The 22,148-nt window shown below is 54.4% G+C and carries 13 protein-coding genes and 1 rRNA gene; 7 read left to right on the top strand and 7 right to left on the bottom strand.

Annotated features, from left to right (window positions below; all coding sequences use genetic code 11):
- Positions 1-166: 166 nt before the first annotated feature.
- The 7 genes from AC0AII_RS06870 to AC0AII_RS06840 form a co-directional block, all read right to left on the bottom strand.
- On the bottom strand, positions 167-3,154 hold the full coding sequence (locus AC0AII_RS06870) for a glycoside hydrolase family 3 C-terminal domain-containing protein (protein ID WP_490446601.1): 2,988 nt from the start codon (positions 3,152-3,154) through the stop codon (positions 167-169).
- A gap of 277 nt (positions 3,155-3,431) precedes the next feature.
- Positions 3,432-4,475: a LacI family DNA-binding transcriptional regulator gene (locus AC0AII_RS06865; RefSeq protein WP_490446600.1), complete on the bottom strand. Its 1,044-nt coding sequence runs from the start codon at positions 4,473-4,475 to the stop codon at positions 3,432-3,434.
- Between the two features lie 219 nt (positions 4,476-4,694).
- Positions 4,695-5,582: a carbohydrate ABC transporter permease gene (locus AC0AII_RS06860; protein ID WP_490446599.1), complete on the bottom strand. Its 888-nt coding sequence runs from the start codon at positions 5,580-5,582 to the stop codon at positions 4,695-4,697.
- On the bottom strand, positions 5,579-6,535 hold the full coding sequence (locus AC0AII_RS06855; RefSeq protein WP_232341855.1) for a carbohydrate ABC transporter permease: 957 nt from the start codon (positions 6,533-6,535) through the stop codon (positions 5,579-5,581). Before AC0AII_RS06855 ends, AC0AII_RS06860 begins: the two co-directional genes overlap by 4 nt.
- A 144-nt stretch (positions 6,536-6,679) precedes the next feature.
- Positions 6,680-8,035 (bottom strand): ABC transporter substrate-binding protein, encoded by a 1,356-nt coding sequence (locus AC0AII_RS06850; RefSeq protein ID WP_144084790.1) that lies wholly within the window; start codon positions 8,033-8,035, stop codon positions 6,680-6,682.
- Between the two features lie 107 nt (positions 8,036-8,142).
- The gene (locus tag AC0AII_RS06845; RefSeq protein WP_490446598.1) at positions 8,143-10,296 is read right to left on the bottom strand and encodes a glycoside hydrolase family 36 protein; all 2,154 of its coding nucleotides are present in this window, start codon (positions 10,294-10,296) and stop codon (positions 8,143-8,145) included.
- 297 nt (positions 10,297-10,593) lie between these two features.
- Positions 10,594-13,986, bottom strand: a complete 3,393-nt coding sequence (locus AC0AII_RS06840; protein WP_490446597.1) for an Ig-like domain-containing protein — start codon at positions 13,984-13,986, stop codon at positions 10,594-10,596.
- A gap of 658 nt (positions 13,987-14,644) precedes the next feature.
- Here AC0AII_RS06840 and arfA point away from each other — a divergent pair.
- The 7 genes from arfA to AC0AII_RS06805 all read left to right on the top strand — a co-directional run.
- Complete coding sequence (gene arfA, locus AC0AII_RS06835) at positions 14,645-16,177, top strand: arabinosylfuranosidase ArfA (RefSeq protein WP_490446596.1); 1,533 nt, start codon at positions 14,645-14,647, stop codon at positions 16,175-16,177.
- 55 nt (positions 16,178-16,232) lie between these two features.
- The gene (locus AC0AII_RS06830) at positions 16,233-17,633 is read left to right on the top strand and encodes an ABC transporter substrate-binding protein (RefSeq protein ID WP_198199360.1); all 1,401 of its coding nucleotides are present in this window, start codon (positions 16,233-16,235) and stop codon (positions 17,631-17,633) included.
- Between the two features lie 53 nt (positions 17,634-17,686).
- On the top strand, positions 17,687-18,601 hold the full coding sequence (locus AC0AII_RS06825; protein ID WP_144084786.1) for a carbohydrate ABC transporter permease: 915 nt from the start codon (positions 17,687-17,689) through the stop codon (positions 18,599-18,601).
- 1 nt (position 18,602) lies between these two features.
- Positions 18,603-19,487, top strand: coding sequence for a carbohydrate ABC transporter permease (locus tag AC0AII_RS06820; RefSeq protein WP_198199359.1), 885 nt, complete (start codon positions 18,603-18,605; stop codon positions 19,485-19,487).
- A gap of 98 nt (positions 19,488-19,585) precedes the next feature.
- Positions 19,586-20,647, top strand: a complete 1,062-nt coding sequence (locus AC0AII_RS06815) for a LacI family DNA-binding transcriptional regulator (RefSeq protein ID WP_463428545.1) — start codon at positions 19,586-19,588, stop codon at positions 20,645-20,647.
- Positions 20,648-20,724: 77 nt separating this feature from the next.
- Positions 20,725-21,561: an alpha/beta fold hydrolase gene (locus tag AC0AII_RS06810; protein WP_490446595.1), complete on the top strand. Its 837-nt coding sequence runs from the start codon at positions 20,725-20,727 to the stop codon at positions 21,559-21,561.
- 524 nt (positions 21,562-22,085) lie between these two features.
- Positions 22,086-22,148, top strand: a 16S ribosomal RNA gene (locus AC0AII_RS06805); the annotation flags it as partial.

Here is a 22,148-nt window from a genome sequence, read left to right as displayed (position 1 = left end):
TGAATTTCATTATTCCCCGACTGCCAAGGCCTGCCCGAGCGGGTTGCATAACCTGTTGTTTTCCCGGTATGAATGTTGCCTGGGCATCAACGGGGGTGTCGATCCGCTCCTTGGCGGACGGTGCATAGGTCCGTCTGCCAAGGAGCAAATCAACAGAGATGGAGGATCAGGCCGTCGGCCCTTGGTCGGAGCTGTCCTCGGACGGCGTGGTCTCCATGCTGGCCGGATCCTGGGCGCGGGTCTGCCGGGCGTCGTCCGCCAGATCGCTCAGGGTGCCCACGTCGACAGCGCTGCGCCGTGCCTTGAACCTTCTGAAGGCCAGGTACTCCAAGGCCAGGAAGATCAGGGCCAGCACAACCAGTGCCACATAGAGGGCGATCTGCCAGGCCGGGGTCTGCACCTTGGGGTCGCCATTGGCGTACTTGTAGCCGTGCACGACCGTATAGAGGATGTTGTGGCTGGCCTGGCGCATGGCCTTGACCGAGGTGGCGCTCTTGTCCTTGACATGGTTGGTCACCTCGGTGGTGGCCAGCATGGCGTCGTTCCCGTTGCGGATCAACTGGTCGGCGTTCTGGTAACCATAGACGCCGAAGTAGTCGGTCAGCACCATGCCACGGAAGCCCCACTCACCGCGCAGCACATCCTGCATCAGCGGCGCATAGGCGGCCACGTAGGTGGTGCCGATGTAGTTGAAGGAACTCATGGCAGCCTGGGCGCCGCCCTTGACTACAGCAGCCTGGAATGGCTTCAGGTAGATCTCGCGGATGGTCTGCTCGTTGGCCCAGGTGGCCAGCATGTTGGTACGGTTGGTCTCCTGGTCGTTCATGGCGAAGTGCTTCATGAAGGAGTAGACGCCCTTGGACCTGGCTGCCGCGACCTCGTTGGATCCCATGACCGCATTGATTTCGGGGTCTTCAGAGAAGTATTCGAAGTTACGTCCGGAGAAGGCGCTGCGGTGGATGTTGAAAGCTGGCGCATACCAGCCGGAGACATCCATGTCATGGGCCATGGTACCGATCATCTCGCCGTAGCGGGTGGCCAGACCGGGGTTCCAGGTGCAGGCCAGGGAGGTGGATGAGGGGAAGCCCAGGGAGCCGACCTTGGTGAAGTTGTTGTTCAGGGCGGCGGGGCCATCGGCGTCGGTGAGCTCGATCTTGCCGATGCCCTTGACGGCCTGGGTACCATAGCCGCTCATGGCGATCAGGCTGTCCATATCCTTGACGCTGAGCTGGTCCAGCAGCTTGTCCCACATGGGGTCGTCGTACTTCTTGTCACGCAGCTGGTAGAGCTTGACGTTGTTCTTGGCGCCTGTCGTGGGCATCTTGTCGCTGTCGTTGTCGAACTTCTTGGGGTCGTAGTTGCTGTTGTTGTAGAAGTGGGCCTTGGCCTCCTCAGGTAGTTCAGTGCTCTTGGGCGCCGCCACGGCATCCTCATAGTTGGCGAAGTGGTTGGCCCGGGACAGATAGGTCACCGTGCCCTTGGCATCGTCGAACCTGTTGGTGGCCGCGACCTTGTCGACGGAGCGGGGATTGCTCTTGTCATAGGTGACCGTATGGGCGATGTTGACCGTGTCGGACTGGATCGGACGATGGGAGTCGGAACGAATGGAGATGCCGTAGTCGCCCTGGTCCAGCACGTAGGCCTTGGCATGGTCGGCATCATAGGAGGCCATGTCCTCGTCCTTGAAGCTCACAGGGATGGTCTGGCTCTTGCCGGGATCCAGGATCCTGGTCTTCTTGAAGGAGATCAGGTTGGCGCTGGCCTTCTCTATGCCCCCGTCGATATAGGGGGGATCGAAGTAGGTCTGGACAGTGTCGCGGCCGGCCTTGGCGCCGGTGTTGGTGACGGTCACATCGAAGGAGATCTTCCCGTCAGCATGATGGATCGGTCCCATCTTCTGGCTGAAGGTGGTGTATGACAGGCCGTATCCGAAGGGGTACTGGACCATCTGGTCGTAGTTGATCAGGCCTTCCTTGGCTGCAGTCTCCCAGAAGCGGTAGCCCACGTAAATGCCCTCGTTGTAGTCCACGAAGGTGGGCGTACTGGTTTCGGGCTTGCCGGTGAATCCGGTGAAGGTGGCCTTGTGGTCATCCATATTGGTGTAGGTGAATGAGCCGAAGTTGTTGTAGGTCGGCGTCTTGGTTAGATCGCGCACGAAGGTGTCGGAGGTCTTGCCCGAGGGGTTGACCTTGCCTTTCAGGACCTCGCCCAGGGCGGTGAAGCCGGCCTGGCCTGGGGGCGGGCACCAGAGGACGGACTTGATCTGCGGATATTGACCCACGAAGTTCAGGTTGAAGGTGTTGGCGCCGTTGTAGACCAGGACCACCTTGTCGAAGGAGCTGGTGACCTTGGCGATCATGTCGTTTTCGGGCTTGGACAGCTCCAGGAAGCTCTGGCCCTGCTTGAAGTCCGGGTTGGCCTTGTCGTTGTCGTGATAGGTGATGTCCTTGGCTTTCATGTCCTTCGGCAGGTCGGCGCCCTCGCCGCCCACTCGGCCGATGACCACTACAGCGGTGTCGGAGAACTGCTTGGCGTCATCCATGAGCTTGCTGGTGTACTTGTCGGCCGTGGGCTCGGGCAGGGTCCAATCCTGGGCGAACATCTCGACCTTGGGGCGGTCCGCACGGTACTTGGTATAGAAGTCGCTCAGTTCCTTGTTGGTCTTCAGACCGGCTGAGGAGATGCCGTCGAGCAGGCTGGTGGTGGGGTTGTCAGCCGACATGGAGCCGGAGCCTGTGCCGCCGTAGACGGGGTTGGTCGAGGCCCAGCCGAAGACGTTGACCTTGTCGGACTTCATGGGGAGCGTGCCATCCGAATTCTGCAGCATGGTGACGGACTCACGCTGGATGTCCTTGGCCAGGTTCCGGGCTGCGGTAACGGTCGCCGGCTGCAGCTCGTGCTTGCTGGTGGACTTGGTGATCAGGTTGGACAAGGGTCCCAGGAGCATGGTCGCCAGGGCTGCGACGACAGCCACAAAGGCCACCAGCCAGGACTGGGAGTGAATCATCTTTCGGTTGGCTACGTTTTTGACGGTGTGCTTGTTCACGGCGATCGTGATCAGCAGGGCCAGTACCAGAAAGACGCCGATGACCACCAGCTGGGGTATCAGCGACTTGAGTACGGCGACCACATCGCTCAGATTGACACTGAACATGTTCGCTACTTTCCTCTGTTCTCTGCCGAAGCTTCACCCGGTCACGACTATGGGCCGGTCACGAAGTAGACGGAGCGCTTGAACTGTGATCCGTCTCCTGGGTGGGCGAGCGACCTTCAGCTGCATCGACACGCCTTTATGCCACGATTTCAGTTAATCATTTACAACGTGTTTCTGTGGCTATACATGCGCGAACTGTCGAATTTGCCGCATAACCTGACTTGTTTTGCGGCGTGTATTTGCAGGTGTTATGGGAACGGATTCTCTGACTCCTGTGTTATTTCGATCTGGGAACCCCGGTCGACTCTCGTTCGATCAGGTGGCCTGGCAGCTCCACCAGCCTGTTCCAGTCATCGGTCCTGCCCCGCCCTTGATCGATGTCATCAATTTCTGTTTTCAATAGGTCGAAGGCCTTTTCTCCGGCCTTGAAGAAATCCTGATGGATCGTCGTCAGGGAGGGATTCCAGATCTTGGCAATGGGGTGATCGTCAAAGCCTGCTACTGATACATCTTCGGGCACTCGTCGGCCCACATCGTTGAGGCCTCGGATGATGCCCATGCCGATCTCGTCATTGCCGGCGAAAATGGCGGTGACCTCAGGCTTTCGTCCCAAGGCTGACCCTATGCGCTTGCCGGACTCAGGATCCCAATCAGCCTTTATGGGTGCTGGCGCCGGCACCCCGGCATCTTCACAGGCGGATCTCCAACCGGCTAGGCGGCTGTACCCGCCAGCACCACCGGGAATGCTGACGTGATACACGGTTTTATGTCCCAACCCCAACAGATAGGAGGTTACCGCATACCCTCCGTCGCGCTCCTGCATGGAAATTTGAGTGACATCCGATTTCCGGTTGCCGGCAATGAGGATGATGGGCAGATCCTTGTTCACGTAGGCGAAGGCATCGTCGCTAACCTGATCGTAATCAAGGAGCACGATGCCTGCCGGATTCTGGTCCAGGATTGATTGGATGCGCTGGCGCGACTGCTCGCCCGCTTCTGGGCTCAGAACTCCGATATTCAGTGTGTATCCAGCCTTTTGTGCTCTTTCCTCGATGCCGAAGATGGTCTGCGATTGGCCGAACAGGGTGGTATTCGTCGATAGAACAGCGATGGTTTTGGTCCGTTCCTTAACCAAGGCTCTGGCAATAGGATTGGGGCGGTAGCGTAGGAGCTTCACAGCTTTGGCAATTCTGTCGCGTTTTTCCTTGCTGACCCGTTCGGGGCTGTTGAGATACCGGGACACAGTAGGAACCGAAACCTGGGCCAGGACAGCGACATCTTTGATGGATGCCGGTTTATTGTGATCGACCGTCCTAGCCATAGCAACTCCCATACCCATATGCCGCCTTATGCCTGACCATCGAATGGAATTCATGCATACCCGCAGAATCAGACTGACGAACCGGCATCTGTTCGTCCGTCCTTTTGGCCGACTGCCACTGCCGTCGACTTCCGGCCACTTCATAGTACATGAGGAGGCCGGACGCGGGCGGTGTCATGCTGATACCCTGCCGTCGGCTTCCGGCCTCCTCATTTCGGTCTACTTCACTGCTCCACCGGTGATGCCTGAAATGATCTTGCGCTGTGCCAGTGCGAAGATGATCAGCAGCGGCAGGCTCATCAGAATGATGTAGGCGAAGATCAGATGCCAGTTGTTTAGGTAGAGTCCGGCAGAGGCGATGTTATAGAGGTTCAGCGGCAACAGATCCATCTTGCCGGAAAGTATGAAGAGCGAGTAGAAGACGTCGTTCCAGATATAGAGGGTGACCAGAATGGTTGCTGTGGCAAGCGTCGGTCCCAGGAGGGGAAGGATGATCGTGAAGAATATCCGCATAGGACTCGCCCCGTCCATGCGTGCGGCCTCTTCAAGAGAGATCGGTATCGTCCGGATGAATCCAGTGACGAAGAAGATAACCGTAGACAGGTAGATTCCGACATAGACCCCGATCATTCCCAGAGCTGTTCCTGACAGGCCGATGATCTTGAGCAGCATCATAACGGTCACCACTGCCGGCGGCAGGACAAGGCCAGAGATAGAAAGGGCATACACCACAGTCATTGGCTTGGTGGCTCGACGGGCAAGTACCCAGGATGCCATAGACCCCAACAGCAGAGCCAGAAAGACCGAGGGCACTGTTACAATCACCGATCCGAAGAAGGCCTTGACCATTTTGCCATCGGTGATGACAGTCGAGAAGTTCTGTAGGAGCTGCCAATGACTGGGCAGGCTCATCGTGGGACGGATTGCCTCGGCCTGGCTCTTTCCTGCTGTAACGATGAGCAGCCAGAAAGGAACGCCCAAGAGAACCAGCATGACCAGAACCACCAGTACCGCATGGACGATGGTGCCGGTTTTGGATCGTTTGTTTACAATTGTGCTACTTTGGGCCTGGGTGGCCGTATCCGGCGTGTAGGTTGCCGATGTCATAGGATCTTTGCCTCTCTTCTCCGCAGGTAGATGATCAGGGGGATGGCGATGATCATTACCATGACAAACAGGACCAGGCTCATGGTTGTCGACTGCGAGTAGAGTCCCTGACCGAAAGTTCTCCAAATAAAGATGTTCAGTATTTCTGTAGATCCACCAGGTCCTCCTGCTGTAGTCGCCTGGACAATGTCAAAGCCGTTCATCGAGCCCAGGAGTGATGTGGCGACATTGAAAGTGAATGCTGGAGCCAGCAGCGGGAACTTGATCTTCCAGAATATCTGGCTTTTGCTGGCGCCATCAATGCTTGCAGCTTCCAAAACATCAGGATCGATGGTTTTGAGTCCGGCCAGGAAGATCAGCATAGACAAGCCCATCCATTTCCATCCGTGGATTGCTGCGACAAGAACGATGGTCCATGTGGTGTTACCCAGCCAAGCCAGGTCGATTGTCCGTCCCAGGAAGAAGGAGAGTATCTGATTGAGGGCGCCATCAGATTTGAGCACGGCCTGCCATATGTAGCCAACCGCTAGGGCCGACATGATGACTGGGACGAAGAACATGACGCGAGCGAACCTGTTGAGGCGGGTGTCTTCTTCGAGAAAGACCGCCAGGATCAAGCCGAAGGTGTTCTGGAATATGGCCACGAGAATGGCATAGACCAGGGTGATGCGCAGGTCCCGCATCAAGGTGCCCGAACGGAACAGATCGACGAAATTGCGTACCCCGTTGAAATCAATCGTCTTGCCAAAGGCTGACCAGTTGGTGAAGGCGTAGATGAAATTCATGATCGTCGGAATGAAGAAGAAGATCAGCAGGACCACAAATGCCGGAATGACGAATTGCAGCGGGTAGTTCTGCTTCATAAGCGTTTTGATGGGATTGACGGGGGTGATCAATCTGTTCCTTCTTCGCCCTCCGTGAGGTGTGACCCCCTCGGTTGCATGGTTTACCATACTTATCTGCTTTTCCTTCCATGAGATGGGCATCAGGATCAGGAGCGCCGGCCCCGATGCCCATCCGATGTCGTGCATGATGACCGCTTCCGGCTGTTGCCTTGGTGCGAGCAGCTGCCGGAAGCAGGACAAAGACAGGAACCTTTAGAAGTTCTTGGCCCCCTGTGCTTTAGCCAATTGAGCGAACTGGTCCTGGGTCGCCTTGGTCACATCCTGGGGCGACTTCGTGCCGTTGACCATATCGGCCAAATTGATGTAAAGATCAGGATTGGCTATGGCCAGGGACTGCATGGAGCCTACGCCGGTCTTGATCGCAGCTGCGGAATCAATCAAGGCTTGGGGAACCGAATCAGGGGACTTAACCCCCTTCAGTACGGAGATGATCTTCTGATCCTTGACGAAGTCTGCGTATCCGGTGCTCATCCAGTAATTGATGAGCTGACGAGCGGCGGCTTCCTTTTTGCTGTCCTTGCTCTTAAAGGCCACCAGCGCGTTGTTCTGTTCGGGGATGATGGTTCCGACATTCCCATCCTTGGAAATGGGGAAGAAGCCGATTCTTTCGTCCAAGGCCTGTTTATCATTCTTGGCCAGAGCCGCCACGGCGTTGAACAGCGAATTGACCTGGATGATCATTCCGGTCTTGCCGTCCCAGAGCGCTGCAGCCTGGTCGGTGTCCTTGGCTGATCCTGCGTCCTTGTTATAGAGGCCCTCATCAAAGAGCTGCTTGTAGTTGTCGACTGCGGTCTGAATGGTCTTGTCGGTGAACTTCTCTTTTCCGGTATTGATGCGATCCCAAAGGCCGTTCTGAGCCGCCTCGGCCAGTTGGACGGATACCGCGTACTGGGTACCCCATTGTGAGCCTGCCATTTCGAACAGGGGGGAGTTCACTCCAGGGACATTGGCCGCTTTGATCTTCTTAGCGGTCTCGACCAGGTCGTTCCAATTTTTAGGTGTCTCGGTGATACCGGCCTTCTTGAAGACTTCCTTGTTGTAGAAGACGCCCTCAACTGGCGGGGTGGAGAAAAGAGCCGCATAACGGGTGCCGTCCACTACGCCACCGGCATCGGCGATGCCCTGGGTGTAGTTCTTTACCCAAGGCGCATTATCGAGCTTTTGCAGCTTATCCTGGGCGATAAAACCAGCCAGCATGGACTTGGTGGGCTGCCAGAAAGCCAGGTCGGGTGTATCTCCAGTCGTGATCTTCGTCTGGACATTCTGCTCGTACGGATCAGGAATGGTCTGGACATCGATTTTGGCACCCGTAGCCTTCTCGAAGTTCGAGACCACTTTCAGCGGAATCTTGTTGGAGTTCTGGGCTACCCACATCTTCAGCTCGACTCCGTCGAGTTTTTGCGTTGCCGAAGGCCAATAATCCTTAGAGCTTGTATCGGCACTGTCACTGCTGCCAGTCGAGGGATTCGAGCACCCGACCAGAGAGAAAACCATTGCACCCGTCAGGGCGATGGCCGCGCCGACTCGGGTTGTGTTGAATATCTTCATTGAAATTCCTTTCCTAGGTTCCACGATCTTTCGTGGAACCTTCTGCCCATCATGAATGGCTACTCGGAAACCCCGGTTTGTAGGTGTTGACGCCTGCCGGTAATTCCTTAAAGACGACTTTGACCTTGGGCCTCCTTTCTTGTGACTAATATGGTTCGGGACGTGAATCGACGCTCTGGCGCTTGCAAACGCAGCTTGGCAGCGTTCTGGTCCCAAAGGATTTTCCATGGTGCGAATCGTTCGCCTGTGGGGAAGATGGTATGAATGTCAACGGCTGAGTCGGCGAAATCAGGCAGGGATAAGACCACATTGCTTTCTTCGCCGGCAGGGTCTCGAGCCCACACCGTCACTAGTGCGCTCTGGTCATAGCGAAGACCGAGGGCCAGTGCCTTGTCTGTCCATCCGGGCAGTCCCATGGGCCAAAAAGGAACAGCTCTGGAAACGATGGGCTGTATGTGATGCTTGTAGGTCTGTACGGCCTGGGCAATCAGGTTGCGCTGGTCCTCATTCATGGCATTGAGAAAGCCCGAAATGAAAAATCTGCCCAGCATGCTGGTGTTCAGGTTGAAGGCGATCTCTTCCAAGCTCATGGAAGCTTGTGGATAGGCCCAGTTGGCCGTCTGCTCCGGCACGGTCATCATTGGTGAAGATGCTGCGATCGGTGGATAGAGACGATAATCCTGCTGGTCCGAAGTTGATTGGACACGGAAGTGACTGGTCTGCATGAAGTCTTCGCGCATGCCACCTGAGGAGCAGTTCTCAAGAATTAGATTTGGATAACGCTCATGCAAAGCATCCAACCAGCCGCAGTAGGCCCGATTGTGACCTAGAAGCCCGTCTCCTAGGCTGTCGGCTTGATTGTCGGTGCCGGCTCCTGGAGAGACGTTGTAGTCGAACTTAAAGTAGCCGATGCCGAATTCGCCGATAAGTCTGTCGACGACCGAGTCCATATACTCTCGAGCCTTATCAGCTCGAAAGTCGAGTAGATAACGGTCCTGTTCGACTACACGTCGACCATTGCGTTGGAAGAAGGCCGCGTTTGGCAGTGCGGCGGCGATAGGGCTACGCACGCCCACAACCTCGGGTTCCATCCACAGGCCTGGAACCATGCCACGCGAGACGATGGCATCAATCACCTCGGCGAATCCCCCCGGGAAGCGCGTCGTGGAGGGTTTCCATTCGCCCACCGAAGGCCACCAATCACCGGAATCGTCATACCAGCCGCAGTCGATGCAGAAGACCTGGGCACCTACTTCAGCTGCGCTGTCGATAAGGGGAAGCAGCTTCTCAGTGGTCGGGTCGCCGTTGATGGTATTCATGTAGTCGTTGAAAACCACTAGCGGATATTGGTCCTTGGCTACATGTGTTCCGGAAGTCCGCCGATAAGCGATCAGGGAATCGTAGGCCGATTGAAAGGAAGAGGCCAGAGTGACCGAGGCTGGTACGGACGTAAAGGTTTGCCCCGGCGCAAGGCATTTTGACCAGGAGTGATCTTCATTTGTGGGTCCGGATAAAGCCATGTATCCATCGACGGTGTAGTCGCCGACCTCCCATCGCCAAGCTCCGTTGTGCTCGACTTGGAAAATCCAAGTGGCTGTATGGCTCTTGTTGCACAGGACTGCGAGCGGGGCCTGGCGACCAGTTGACCAAGTGCCTGTGGAGATCGCTTTGTACTCGTTACGTGGATTGTTGCCAGTCAGTTCCTGTGAGAGCTGAGGGAAGAGATCCTCGGTTTTTTCAGAGTGCCAGCGGTTTTCGCCCAACCAGGCGAAAGCGCCATGAAGAAGTTTCCAGCTGCCTGCATCCTGCTGCGCTCCGGGCGTGGATCCGAACAGACTGACCCAGCTAGTGACTGATTCGAGGCTGATCGGGCGGTTTCCGATATTGGTCACTGTTACAAAGGTTCGAAACATGGTCTGATTCGTAGGAAGCTGATAGGTCACATCGGCTTGAAGACCGGCAGTACGATTCTCCATTCGTACGTGCAACGAATTGATACCGTTTTCAGTTTCTTCAGAATAATGAGAAACGTACCGCATGCCAGCCCCAATTGAAGTGCTGACCAGTCTTTCGCAGGCAATCCAATGACCGAAGCCGGCGGCCATGATCTCCACAAGGGGCAGATTGTCATCGATCCTCATGTCCACATCATCCGACGTAATCCGACCTATGCTGACTGGAGCATCGTCATCCCAATGAAAGAACAAGGATAGACGATTATTGCCCCATTGAAAGTCATGTGTCATGATGTCCTCTGCCATATGATTACAGCCAAGTCGGGTGTCGGTGGAGATCGTGGTGACCGATAACCGCAAACAACCTTCCCTGCTTATTTGCTGATCGCCTCTCTGTGGTCTTGGAGAATGTTCATATCCCTATGACCGCGAAGGTCAATCCCTATAAACACAGAGTAGTTTGAAAACGTTATCGAGTCAATTATGCGTGTCGTTTTCTGTCAAGAAGTAAGCGAGTTTGCCTGTGATGCCGGTTTTCCTGTGGCCATCGGAATGGTGGATGGCCACAGGAAAATCGTTAATTCGACAAAGCCTCACAGTATGTCATGACTGTTTGCCGTGAGAATGCTGGACCATCATGAAAGTCAGAACGGAAGTTCCTACAAGCACGATGGTTGTAAGGAGGATGAGCGTAACTGCAGACCCTGTGGATGAAAGTCGGAATTCCTGACCTTTTTGTCCTGCTGTTTTCGCGCTCGACCTAGGTTTAGCTTTTGAATCGTTCGCGGTTGACGCATCTGCGGATGTCGCCGGAATCACCTGAAGACGGAAGGACGAGCTGGCACTTCCGGAACTTGCTGTGATCGTGCAGTTGCCAACCTCAAGGGCAGACAGCATGCCTTGGGGGTCTACCGTTGCGATGCGTGGATCCGATGTGGACCAGGTGATGGCGGCATCAGATGATCTCTGCGAATCTGTGGCGGTCAACTGCAATTTCTGGCCCTTGCGCAGTGTCATTCGGCCCTGAGCTAGGCCGGGGGCATGGATGGTGACTGAACCTGGTTCTGATGGGTGGGACTCTAGGTCTTCGGATGTCGGCGTCCCGATGATTTCAGAGTAGAAAATCAGGGAGTCGATATTCGGTGCCACTCCCCAAGAGACAGCGCCTCTGCCCGTTCCAGCCGGATCCCAGTTCCCCAGTGATAGGGCCCCTCCATTCGTGGATATCTGCAGTGAACGGTTCAAGAAGCTTCTGTCGGAATAGGTATACCTAAACGAACCTCTGGCAAGTTCGGGGCCGTGGCCATCCCCCTGGCGGATTTGCAGTCCGAGGTCCACGATTTGCGGGTTATAGTCGTGCCTGCCGATGAAGGCATCGTTGGAGAATCTGACGGCCACCATATAGTCCCCACGAGGAACCGTGCCTGCCGGAATGGTCATGATGCCGGGATTGTGCGTATTCACCTTTGGTCTGTTGTTGCTATTCTCAACCACTACACGGGTGCGATCGCCGTATCCGGCCGGGCCGCTTTCAGCAGTGGTGAACTGATTTCCCAGGCCGATCACGTATTGGTGGTTTTCGGCATTGGACGAATTCTCAGTGGTCGCGCTCGCCCCGCCGTTCAATTGTTGATCCTCTGCCTGAAGGGAGATGGCAGAGTGACGCAGATCCTTGGATGCGGCGACCTGAACATCGCGTAGACTCACGCCTGTTCCCGAAAGGTCCAGACTGTTGATGCCTTCACTCAGTGCCACCTCAAGACTGGTCGATTGCAGACCTGAGTAGGCGGCAGTGATTCCCGGGAGGGTTTTTCCATTCATGTTCAGGGCAATCGGTGTTCCTTTGGCGGCCCGATAGACGAGTTTGATCGTGTGATATCCCTGGGACCAGCCGTGGATGAAGGCATGAGCATGGCCTGATCGAAGTTCGGCGAACCCGCGACTGCCTTCATTGGAAAAATCGAGCGAGGCTCCGCCGGCAAGGCGAAATTGCGTAGCTGGGTAGTCTACGGCATCGCTGGTTCCATCGCGATCCTCGGGAATCCTGTACAGGAGGAACTTGTCAAGGGTGTTATCCAAGGCCGTCGACCCATGGATACTGATGATGTGTCGTCCTTGAGTAAGGTTCATCTCCAGCTGAGTGCTTCCCCTATACAGCCATTTCGCGGCATCTTTCATGGCAAGTTCGGCGTGATAGTCCAATTCGCCAACGGCTTTGGAGTCCACGCTGACCTTATTAGTCCCTGGGAATCCAGTATTTCCGCTGATTACCTGCAGCCTGTATTTGCCGTCAGCAGGGGTTTGGACTTCCCAGTCAGCTGTGGCCCCATCCTTGAAGTTGCCTACATCACCGTTGCCGGACGTCATGAAGTAGCTCCATCCATTGCCTGAAGGTGTTTTGTCGTAAGCACGGGCGCCGCCGGATAATTTGGTCCGTTCAGCTTCTGTAACTTGGAGATTTCGGCCCAATTGGTCATCTGTGCGAAGTGACCGGTCCTGGTGTGGCGTGACGACGAGTTGATATGAGGCATACCGATCCACACTGGTTGTGGTGACGTCGAGTGTGCCATTGCGTACCTGAGCATTTGAGAGCGTATTAACTACGCGAGGAGTTGCAGCGATGCCGTCTGGCCCCGTAAACGCATTCTCGCGCACTTCGACATCCACTGTGGAGCCAAACCCCGCCTTGTCCAATCCCGTCAGTTGCACGGTCACTGGAATGTTGGCCCCGGTATTCTTCACTTGATCGGCGTTATCGTCGTTGGCGCCTCCGTATAAGACTGTTCCCTTATGGTTGGCGGTATCCAATGCCCCGATACCTTGGAGCGAGTCGATTTTGTCGCGGTGATCGGAATCCACCTGAACAGTCTGATCTCCTCTCAGGTCTCCATACCATTTGAACTGCCACCAGCCTGCATTGGCGGCATTGGCATTGGCCATATTGTCCGATAGGTTGCCTGCATAGTTCCAGTAGGCGGTCTCGGCCTGGACTTTGGTGTCCTCGAACATGCTCATCCATTGCACCAGCTGACCTGGTACAGACATGTCGCGTAGCTCTCCGTACTCGGTGATGTTGATTTTTCTGGCAGGCACGCCGATGCCGTGTTCCAAGGTGCGGTAATTCGCGTAGTGGGTTCGATAGTTCTGCAGGCTCTCTTTGCCCAGCTCATGCCAGACGAAGATATCCGGCAGGGTTCCCGCTTCCTTGGTGTGGCGCAGAAAAGCTTCTGATCTATTCTGCCTGAAGGATGAGTCCCCAGGGCCGGCTATGCGGGCGTGCGCTGCTGTGGGGCGCACCTTGCTTGGTTTTTCGCCGGTTTTGTATTGTTGCCAGATGGTTTGTATCAGTTGGTAGTCTGCGTCCCAGTCGTTCAGGAAAGTTGTTTTGAACAGCGGGTTCTGGGCATCATCGCCCGTGTAGTACCAGTTGCCTCCGTCTGGCTCGTTGAAGGGGATGAAGGTGTATTGGTCAGGATGCTCTGATTGGGACAATATCTTATTGACGACGATTTCGACGACTTCGCTATAATCCCAACGTCCATTGGACTGATCGGTATAGGTGCCATATCTAGGATCGCTGACAGGAACGTCAGTCACATATGATCGGCCATCTCCCGGGCGTGAACCATGGTTATAGGACCAATCTGGGTAATAATCCTGCATGTATACGGCCAGTTCTCGTCCTCCATTGGCAAAGAACTGGCGCTCCAAGGCCAGGGCGTCCCCGCTGGGGTGTTGGGAGCCCGTTGGCGGTTTCTGTGAGGAATTCTCCACACGGGCGCCGTCGAGAATGGCATCTGTCGGCGATCCTTCGTCGCCCAAGCCGTACAGGGTTCCCGAGGCTCCGCCGAGGAAGTCCCCGGTTGTCTTGCCCATATCGACTTTGAGGACTTGTGCAGGTTTGGCTTCATCGGCGTAGGCTGCTGGCAGAACGCATGTTCCGATCAGCAGGCTCGCGCTCGCCGCTAATGCTATAAGTGTCTGATATTTTCCCATGATGCGTTTCTTCCATCGGAATGCAAAGCAATCGCTCGATTCGGATAGTTCAGGATCCGAGTGAGTGATGCTGAGAACTACATTGTTCACGCGTTGGCCGTCTGATCCTCAACGGCGAGGTCATAATCGGCTGGGTGCGTTGATATGTGCAAGGCCCCCTTCCCTTTAATCGCGGGTTCTGCCTGGTGAATGTCCGTCGCTGGCATATCATCGACGCGACTAAAAACAGCATATTGTGAAAACGTTCTATCGTCAAATATATGCTTCTATAGAGTCATAAAACCTATAGATCAAAGGATTTCTATAGAGGCTATGCTTCATATAGATAACGTTCTCATATTTAAGAAGACGGCAGTGCTTGTGGGCGCAAAGAAGGGGCGATCTTACCGCTGAGATGACTATGTCTGTGGCAGGCAAAAAATAGATACAACGTTAGTATCTATTTGAGCGGATACTTAAATGTTGAACACTGTATATTAGGAAAGGAGTAGTTCAGAATACTTGATTTGTCAGGCAATCGTATATAGAGTACATTGTCAGTTAAGAAGTACAAGGTTGTATTAAATATCAGGGCGCTGATGCACTGGCATCGGTTCCCGGGTTTAAGACAACGTTGTTTCGCTTCATTCTGTATGGAGGTAGCAGAGGAATGGAATCTATGGCGCAAACCCGTCAGAGACGGTCGTGTATGCATGTGGATGGGAGATATCAGTTAGCGGCGGTCGATGATAGGCTGTTCGGCTCATTCGTTGAGCATCTTGGTCGGTGTGTATATACGGGGATCTACGAACCTGACCATCCGAGAGCCGATGGCCACGGATTCAGGCAGGATGTCATCGATCTGGTAAAGGAACTGGGTGTTTCGACCATTAGATATCCTGGCGGCAACTACGTGTCAGGCTACCGTTGGCAAGACGGAATCGGTAACCCTGCCAGCCGGCCACGTCGGCTTGATTTGGCATGGCATTCAACTGAAACCAATCAGTTTGGCCTCCATGAGATGGAGGACTGGCTTGCTGAACTCGGCGGCAATGAGCTGATGGAAGCTGTGAACCTGGGGACACAGGGGATCCAGGAAGCCCTGGATCTTTTGGAGTACTGCAACATTCCCTCTGGAACAGCTCTGTCGGATTTGCGACGCCAGAATGGGGCAGACCGGCCTTTCGACATTCGTATGTGGTGTTTGGGCAATGAGATGGACGGTCCCTGGCAGCTAGGCCATTGCGATGCGATTGATTATGCCCGGATGGCGGCCAAGACTGCGGCAGGAATGAAGCAGCTTGACCCGGATCTGGATTTGGTCGTCTGCGGTTCTTCCAGCCATGCCATGGACTCGTTCGGCAAATGGGAACGGACAGTGCTGGAACATACCTATGATTATGTGGATTTCATCTCTTGCCATGCCTATTACCAGCCTCACGATGGCGATATGGAAAGTTTTCTGGCTTCCGGGGTTGATATGAACTCCTTCATCAGGGATGTATCCGCAGTGATTAACTCTGTGAAAGCCGAACGGCATAGTGATCATCAGGTCTATATCTCCTTTGATGAATGGAACGTGTGGTATCAGGATGGGGAGAAATCGAAGAATCCAGAGGGTATCGACAACTGGCCGATCGCTCCCCGCCTTCTTGAGGACACATATACTGTCATGGATGCCGTCGTCTTCGGCGACCTGCTGATCACCCTTCTGCAAAATGTAGACGTTGTTAGGTCCGCTTCTTTGGCACAATTGGTAAACGTCATAGCTCCCATCATGACGGAACCAGGCGGGGACGCCTGGAGGCAGACGATTTTCTATCCATTTGCATATGCTGCACGGTATGCCAAAGGTGGCACGGTATTGTCTGCACCGCTAGAAGGCTCTGAGCATCATACCAACCAGTACGGCACGGTGGCCGATGTCAATGCTGTAGCTGTTCGGCGCTCTGACGGCACGCTGGCGGTGTTCGTCGTCAATCGTTCGGTGAAAGGCGACAATCAATTTACCGTTGATCTCAGCGAGAGTGCCTCATATTCACAGGTCGAAGCCTTTACCCTCCATGATGATGATTCACAAGCCGCGAATACGGCTCAGAAACAAGAAAGGGTGGTCCCTTACCGGAACAGGACCGCAGTCATCGAAAACAATGGCAGGCAGGGATGTGTCACGCTTCCTCCTGTGTCCTGGACGATGCTGTTGTTCGCATGAATCAGGTTTGCCGCCCAACAAGGAAGTGGGCGGCACAGTTCAAAAAGGAGAAAAGATGAAAACAGCACGACTCATGGGTGCGTCGGTACTGGTAGCTGTAATGGCGCTGGCAGCAGGAGCTTGCGGTTCTCCTGGGTCGCCCTCTGGCTCGTCCAATAACGAGGCATCCCAGGTGCATAACGATGCCAAAGCCAACGATACTGCCAAATGCCGCAATACAGTTAAAAAGCCCAATGCCGAAAAGGTGACTGTGTGGGCTTGGTACCCTGCTTTCGGCAAGTTGGTTGATCACTTCAACGAAACACATGATGATCTTCAGGTCTGCTGGACCAGCGCCGATCAGTCTGCCAAGGCATACTCTCGATTCAACACCACCATTAAGGCCAAGTCCGGTGCTCCCGATGTGATTCAGCTCGAGTATGCGGTTATGCCACAATTCGCTTCAGGTGTGGAAAAGCATCTGGTGGACCTGTCGAAGTTCGGCGTAAATAAGATCCGGAGCAATTACACAGCAGGCGCTTGGAAGGATGTCCAACTGGGAGGTTCTAAGGGAGTCTACGGAGTGCCGGTGGATGTGGGTCCTGTGGTCATGTATTACCGCAAGGATATCTTCGACAAGTATCAGGTCAAGCCGCCAACGACTTGGGATGAGTATGAACAAGCGGGGCGTGAGCTCAAGCAGAAGGGTTACGCAGGGCATATAGGCAACTGGCAGCCTAATGGCACGCTGTTCAACTACGCCTACTACGATCAGAATGGCGCTAAAGTCTTCAAGTATTCAGCCAATGACCCTGAAAATGTCGGTATCAACATTAATTCCGACAAGGTGAAGAAAGTCGTCTCCTTCTGGCAGAAACTAGCCAAGGATGACATTGTTGCGACGGACGATACAGACACCGCAGAATGGAATAAGAAAAACGTCGACGGTTCGTATGCGACAATCATCCATGCCTCTTGGCTGGTCGGATACCTCAATGGTGTCAGCGGAGTGCAGGAGGGGTCACAATGGCAAATTGCCAAAGCCCCTGTTTGGAACCAGTCAGATCCTGATGTCAATTGCGGCGGTTCTGGAATGGCTGTGACTGATCAGGCCAAGCATACCGAGGCTGCAGCGAAGGTGGCCATGGAGCTCTTTGGGGATGATGCCGCACAGGATATCGCGGTCAATGACAGCGGCCTGTATCCTACATGGACCAAGAAACTCAGCTCGGCAGCCTTCTTGGATAGGCAGGAGCCGTTCTTTGGCAATCAAAAGATCAATAAGATTATTGCTCCGGTGGCTCAGGGGTACAAGGGCTATCAGTTCCTTCCGTTCCAGACATATGCCAATGACGAACAGACCAAGACACTCTCTGCCATTCTCCGAGACGGGAAGAATGTCTCAACGAGCTTGGATTCCTTGCAACAAACGCTAAGCGACTACGCCAAGCAGCAAGGATTCAAGGTATCTCAGTAAGTCTGGTCGGATCTCATGGGGGGAGCTGATCACTCCCCCCGGGAGGATAAATCATGTCAGCAAAATATGTGTCTGCCAAAAGACGTCGTCGGCTGAGCAAGGATAATCTGTGGGGTTGGTTCTTCACGCTGCCTTTCGGCATCGTTTTTATTGTATTTCTAGTCGTCCCGCTAGTTTATGCCTTTTACGTGTCCCTTTTCACCTACACGCAAGTGCGTGGAAGTGTTTTCACCGGCCTGGAAAACTATCGACGGGCCTTTTCGGATCCTATATTCCTCAAAGGCATGGGCAGGGTCGTAATCTATACGTTGGTCATGGTGCCGATTCAACTTGGCTTGGCGCTAATTCTGGCCTTGGTTATCGATTCCATGATGACGCGTTTGGCATCCGCTTCCCGGTTGCTGTTCTTCCTTCCCTATGCCATCCCGGTGGTCATCGGGGCGTTGATGTGGGGATTCATTTACTCGAAGAACTTGGGTCCGTTTACTTCGATCTTTGCCTTATTCGGTCGTCAGCCACCGGATTTTTTGAGTACAAACGGCATATTCGGAGCATTGGTCAATATGGTCACATGGCAGTGGACAGGGTACTACATGGTAATTCTCTACTCTGCCCTAAGGGCCATACCGCATGACCTATACGAATCCGCCAGGTTGGATGGTGCTTCTGAGCTGCAGATAGCCGTTCGGATCAAGACGCCTATGATCAGCAGCTCGTTGGTCATGGTCACAATCTTTTCGTTGATTGGGACTTTGCAGTTCTATACAGAGCCTATGGTGTTGCGCAATAATGCCAATTCGGCCATACCCCCGGAATACACGCCTAATATGTATGCCCAGGCATTGGCTTTCAACTACAACCAGATTAACTACTCGGCAACGATATCATTCGCTTTGGGGCTTCTGGTCGTCATCTTCAGTGTGATATTCATGCGGGTTACCCGCAAGCAGTCTGGGTTAGGGGATTAGCATGCTAAAGGAAAAGGCTGCGGCTCGTAGAATCGCCCAACCGCATCGTGTGGGCTCGAATCTTCTTTTGATCGTATGCATCATCTATTTCCTGATGCCTGTGTGGTGGCTGGTTGTGGCCGCGACAAAATCCAATTCCGGATTGTTCATGGGTACGGGCGGATCCCTTTGGTTCGATAAGCATTTCGCGCTTTTCGACAATATCAAGGAGCTCAGCACCTATGAAGGAGGCATATATTGGCGATGGCTGCTGAATTCCTTCCTATATGCCTTTGTCGGAGGACTGGGGGCCACTATTATTTCGGTCATGGCCGGTTACGGGTTCGCAAAGTTCAGGTTTGCCGGCAGAAATGCCTATTTCGATATTGTGCTGGGCGCCCTGATGATTCCGACGACTGCCTTGGTCATCCCCACCTTTATTCTGATGTCGCAGATAGGAATGAACGATACTCTCTGGGCGGTTCTGTTGCCTTCGCTGCTGTCACCGTTCGGCACATACCTGATGCGCGTGTACTGCACGGGATCGCTGCCAGACGAAATGCTGGAGGCGGCCAGGGTTGATGGAGCCGGGGAAATCCGGACCTTCATTCAGGTGGCCCTGCCCATCATGACCCCGGCCATAACCACGGTTTTCCTGCTTTCCGTAGTCAACTGCTGGAACAACTATTTTCTTCCGCAAGTTGTGCTTGCCGATACCAAGCTTTTCCCGATTACAGTGGGATTGACCCAGTGGCAGGCCAAGTCGAATGCGGGCTCAGGGTCGGAGCAGGTATGGAACCTGATTACCTCCGGAGCCTTTATCTCTGTCATTCCTCTTGTCTTGGCCTTCCTTTTCCTGCAGAAGTATTGGGTAAGCGGGCTGACGGCTGGTGCCGTTAAAGAATAGGTCTTCCTCGCATGTTCCGCTTGTGCCCCTCGTCGTTTCGGCGGGGGGCACGTATATTCTCGAATAGGGAGTAATCGTTGCATCCATAAGGAGCGGCAATGCGGAGACGAGTGACCATCAAGGATGTGGCCAAAGAGGCGAACGTCTCCATAAAGACCGTTTCCAATGTGTTGAATCATTCAGGCAGTATGCGTCCCGAGACCCGGGAACGTGTCAAAACAGCCATGACCAAATTGGGCTATCAGATCAACATGTCAGCCAGATCGCTCAAGACAGGAGCAACAGGCATTCTAGGGCTGGGAATATTCGATTTCACCCAGCCCTTCGGGGCCTATCTGGCTGACAAGGTGATAGAAACCGCCCGTGAGCGTAAGTATGGTGTGGTAGTTAGTACCTATAGCTCGGGCGGGTCAGGTATTCGAACCATTATCGACGAGACCTACCATCTGGCCGCAGATGGGTGGATATTTTTCGTTGAACGGCCCTTGCGCGACAAGGGTATTCTGCTTTCGCAGACCTACCCTCTGGTGATGACCGGGGACTATCGCCCATATGGCAAGGCAGACTTTGTCACCATGCCGAATACTGAGGCAGAGCGATTTGCAACGGGACGGCTTCTTGACGCGGGTTGCAGACGGTTGGCTCTGGTTGGGGCGCCAGCCAAGTACAGTCGCCGATCGGTCTTTTCCGCGGTGGAAGGAACTCAGGAACTCCGGGTCAGGGGATATATACAAGCTTTTGAGGAGCGCGGACTGGAAGTTGATTCCAGTCTTATTGTCAGCCTGCCGCGCCTGATGACCGACGAGGGGATTAAGGCAGCCGATTTCCTCCTGGATGATCATCCTGATGTCGATGGAATCATTTGCTTGAATGATGCAGTTGCTTATGGAGTGATGCATCAAGTTCAAAAAAGAGGTCGTTCGATTCCAGAGGATATTCAGGTAGTGGGGTTTGACAATACCCCAGAGGGAAGCTATTCCAACCCTGCTTTGACGACTATCGACCCTTTGATTGACGACTATGCCCGGGTGGCGGTCAGCATGCTGATTGAGCGAATCAACGGATATGCGGGCCCTGTGCGTACTTATACCACGGGTTTTGAGCTTGTTGAACGTGATTCAACACAGGTTGGAAAAGATGCCGATAAAATGACTCCATGACTGGTCGCATTGCGGTAGTTCCCAGTAGCTCCCGATTATATGGGACGCGGATCAATGGTGCACGCTTTGTTTTCTCGATGAATCCGGCACCTCCTCGTGCTCCCATCATTCTTTACCTCCATGGTGGTCCGGGTGATGCCTGCATTCCGCTGACCATGCGCTACAACGCGGCCTTGGAGCGCGATTTCCGCTTCATCAACCTGGATCAGCGAGGTAGCGGGCTGTCCTACCATCCTTTTGCACCCGGCGAGGTAGTGACCATCGATTCGATGGTTGAAGATGTTCACCAGTTCGTGCTACAGCTTCTTCGCGCCTACGGGCAGGATTCCCTCATCCTCGTCGGTCATTCATGGGGCAGCGTCCTGGGACTGGAGATGGTGAAGCGGTATCCCTCGCTCGTTCGCTGCTACATCGGCCTTGGGCAGGTCGTCAGCATGCGCGCTGCTCTTCGGCTAAGACGGCATTGGGGACAACAGAGTTTGGGCTCCCGGCTCGGTTCGATCGTCAGCAAGGAGAGCGGGGCTGCCGACGTGGTGCTGATGGTCGATGAGCTGCTGTCGCGTGGCGGGGTTGCCATGCTGTTCGGATCCCTGGGACGGATCATGACCTACCTGCGCTCGCCCTGCTACAACTGGTCGCGTCTGCTCAACCATGTCAAGGGGGTGGCTCAGTCTCGGGCGCGTTTGGACGCGGAGCTGGAGCAGGTCGATTTCAGCGGGCAGACCTCTTTCGGGGCCCCTGTATATTTCATCAGCGGCAAGTATGACCGTCATCTGCCAGGCAGTCTGGTTGAGCGGTTTGCAAATGGGCTGAAGAGCGCGCATCGGTTCATCCGCTTTGACCGTTCAGGGCACTGCCCACAGTGGGACGAGCCAGAACGGTTCGCAGCAACGGTTAAAGCCCTCTGCTTGTAGCGCCTGTGTAAGAAGGAACTGCAGCTTGGCTGCACGCACCCATCCGCATGGTGGAAATACCTCTTGCGAAGAACCGAATCTACTAATATGAGTCATTGAAGATATTGGTTTGAGCCTCGCTGAAGAGTGCGCGGGGCTCCTGGATAGGTGAAGGCCAATTGAGCGGGGCTTGGTCGGCAAAAACCGACACGCCGTAGAAACCGCGAAATCATTGGGTTCCACCGTGATTTCAGTATGCCAATTTGCGGGTCAACCCAAACTCGTGTAAGTTTACTTCTTGCTGCCCGGCAGTGATGAGAACTCTTCGGAGGGCTTGGAGCTGTTGGTGTGGTGGTGGTTTGAGAACTCAAGAGCGTGTTTGTGCTACTTATAGCTTTTTGATTGCCAGTCCGGCGCCTTCCCCTGTTGTGGGGTTTCGTGGGAGCGTGTAATTGGTGTCGGGGTTTTTCGTGGGTTGGTTTCCTCCTTATGGAAGCTGGCCCGTCAATTATTGATGTGAGTCGTTTTAGGCTTCTTCATGGTTTTTTGTGGAGGGTTTGATTCTGGCTCAGGATGAACGCTGGCGGCGTGCTTAACACATGCAAGTC

Source organism: Bifidobacterium sp. VU/mBH4 (B4) (genome assembly GCF_058199535.1).
Note: the sequence above shows the minus strand (reverse complement) of the source record. Positions and strands in the feature narration are given on the sequence as shown.

Bases quoted from the DNA above. Each gene is read 5' to 3' on its own strand.
- AC0AII_RS06870 (WP_490446601.1), bottom strand. From the start codon at position 3,154: ATGTTCAGTGTCAATCTGAGCGATGTGGTCGCCGTACTCAAGTCGCTG.
- AC0AII_RS06865 (WP_490446600.1), bottom strand. From the start codon at position 4,475: ATGGCTAGGACGGTCGATCACAATAAACCGGCATCCATCAAAGATGTC.
- AC0AII_RS06860 (WP_490446599.1), bottom strand. From the start codon at position 5,582: ATGACATCGGCAACCTACACGCCGGATACGGCCACCCAGGCCCAAAGT.
- AC0AII_RS06855 (WP_232341855.1), bottom strand. From the start codon at position 6,535: ATGGTAAACCATGCAACCGAGGGGGTCACACCTCACGGAGGGCGAAGA.
- AC0AII_RS06850 (WP_144084790.1), bottom strand. From the start codon at position 8,035: ATGAAGATATTCAACACAACCCGAGTCGGCGCGGCCATCGCCCTGACG.
- AC0AII_RS06845 (WP_490446598.1), bottom strand. From the start codon at position 10,296: ATGGCAGAGGACATCATGACACATGACTTTCAATGGGGCAATAATCGT.
- AC0AII_RS06840 (WP_490446597.1), bottom strand. From the start codon at position 13,986: ATGGGAAAATATCAGACACTTATAGCATTAGCGGCGAGCGCGAGCCTG.
- arfA (WP_490446596.1), top strand. From the start codon at position 14,645: ATGGCGCAAACCCGTCAGAGACGGTCGTGTATGCATGTGGATGGGAGA.
- AC0AII_RS06830 (WP_198199360.1), top strand. From the start codon at position 16,233: ATGAAAACAGCACGACTCATGGGTGCGTCGGTACTGGTAGCTGTAATG.
- AC0AII_RS06825 (WP_144084786.1), top strand. From the start codon at position 17,687: ATGTCAGCAAAATATGTGTCTGCCAAAAGACGTCGTCGGCTGAGCAAG.
- AC0AII_RS06820 (WP_198199359.1), top strand. From the start codon at position 18,603: ATGCTAAAGGAAAAGGCTGCGGCTCGTAGAATCGCCCAACCGCATCGT.
- AC0AII_RS06815 (WP_463428545.1), top strand. From the start codon at position 19,586: ATGCGGAGACGAGTGACCATCAAGGATGTGGCCAAAGAGGCGAACGTC.
- AC0AII_RS06810 (WP_490446595.1), top strand. From the start codon at position 20,725: ATGAATCCGGCACCTCCTCGTGCTCCCATCATTCTTTACCTCCATGGT.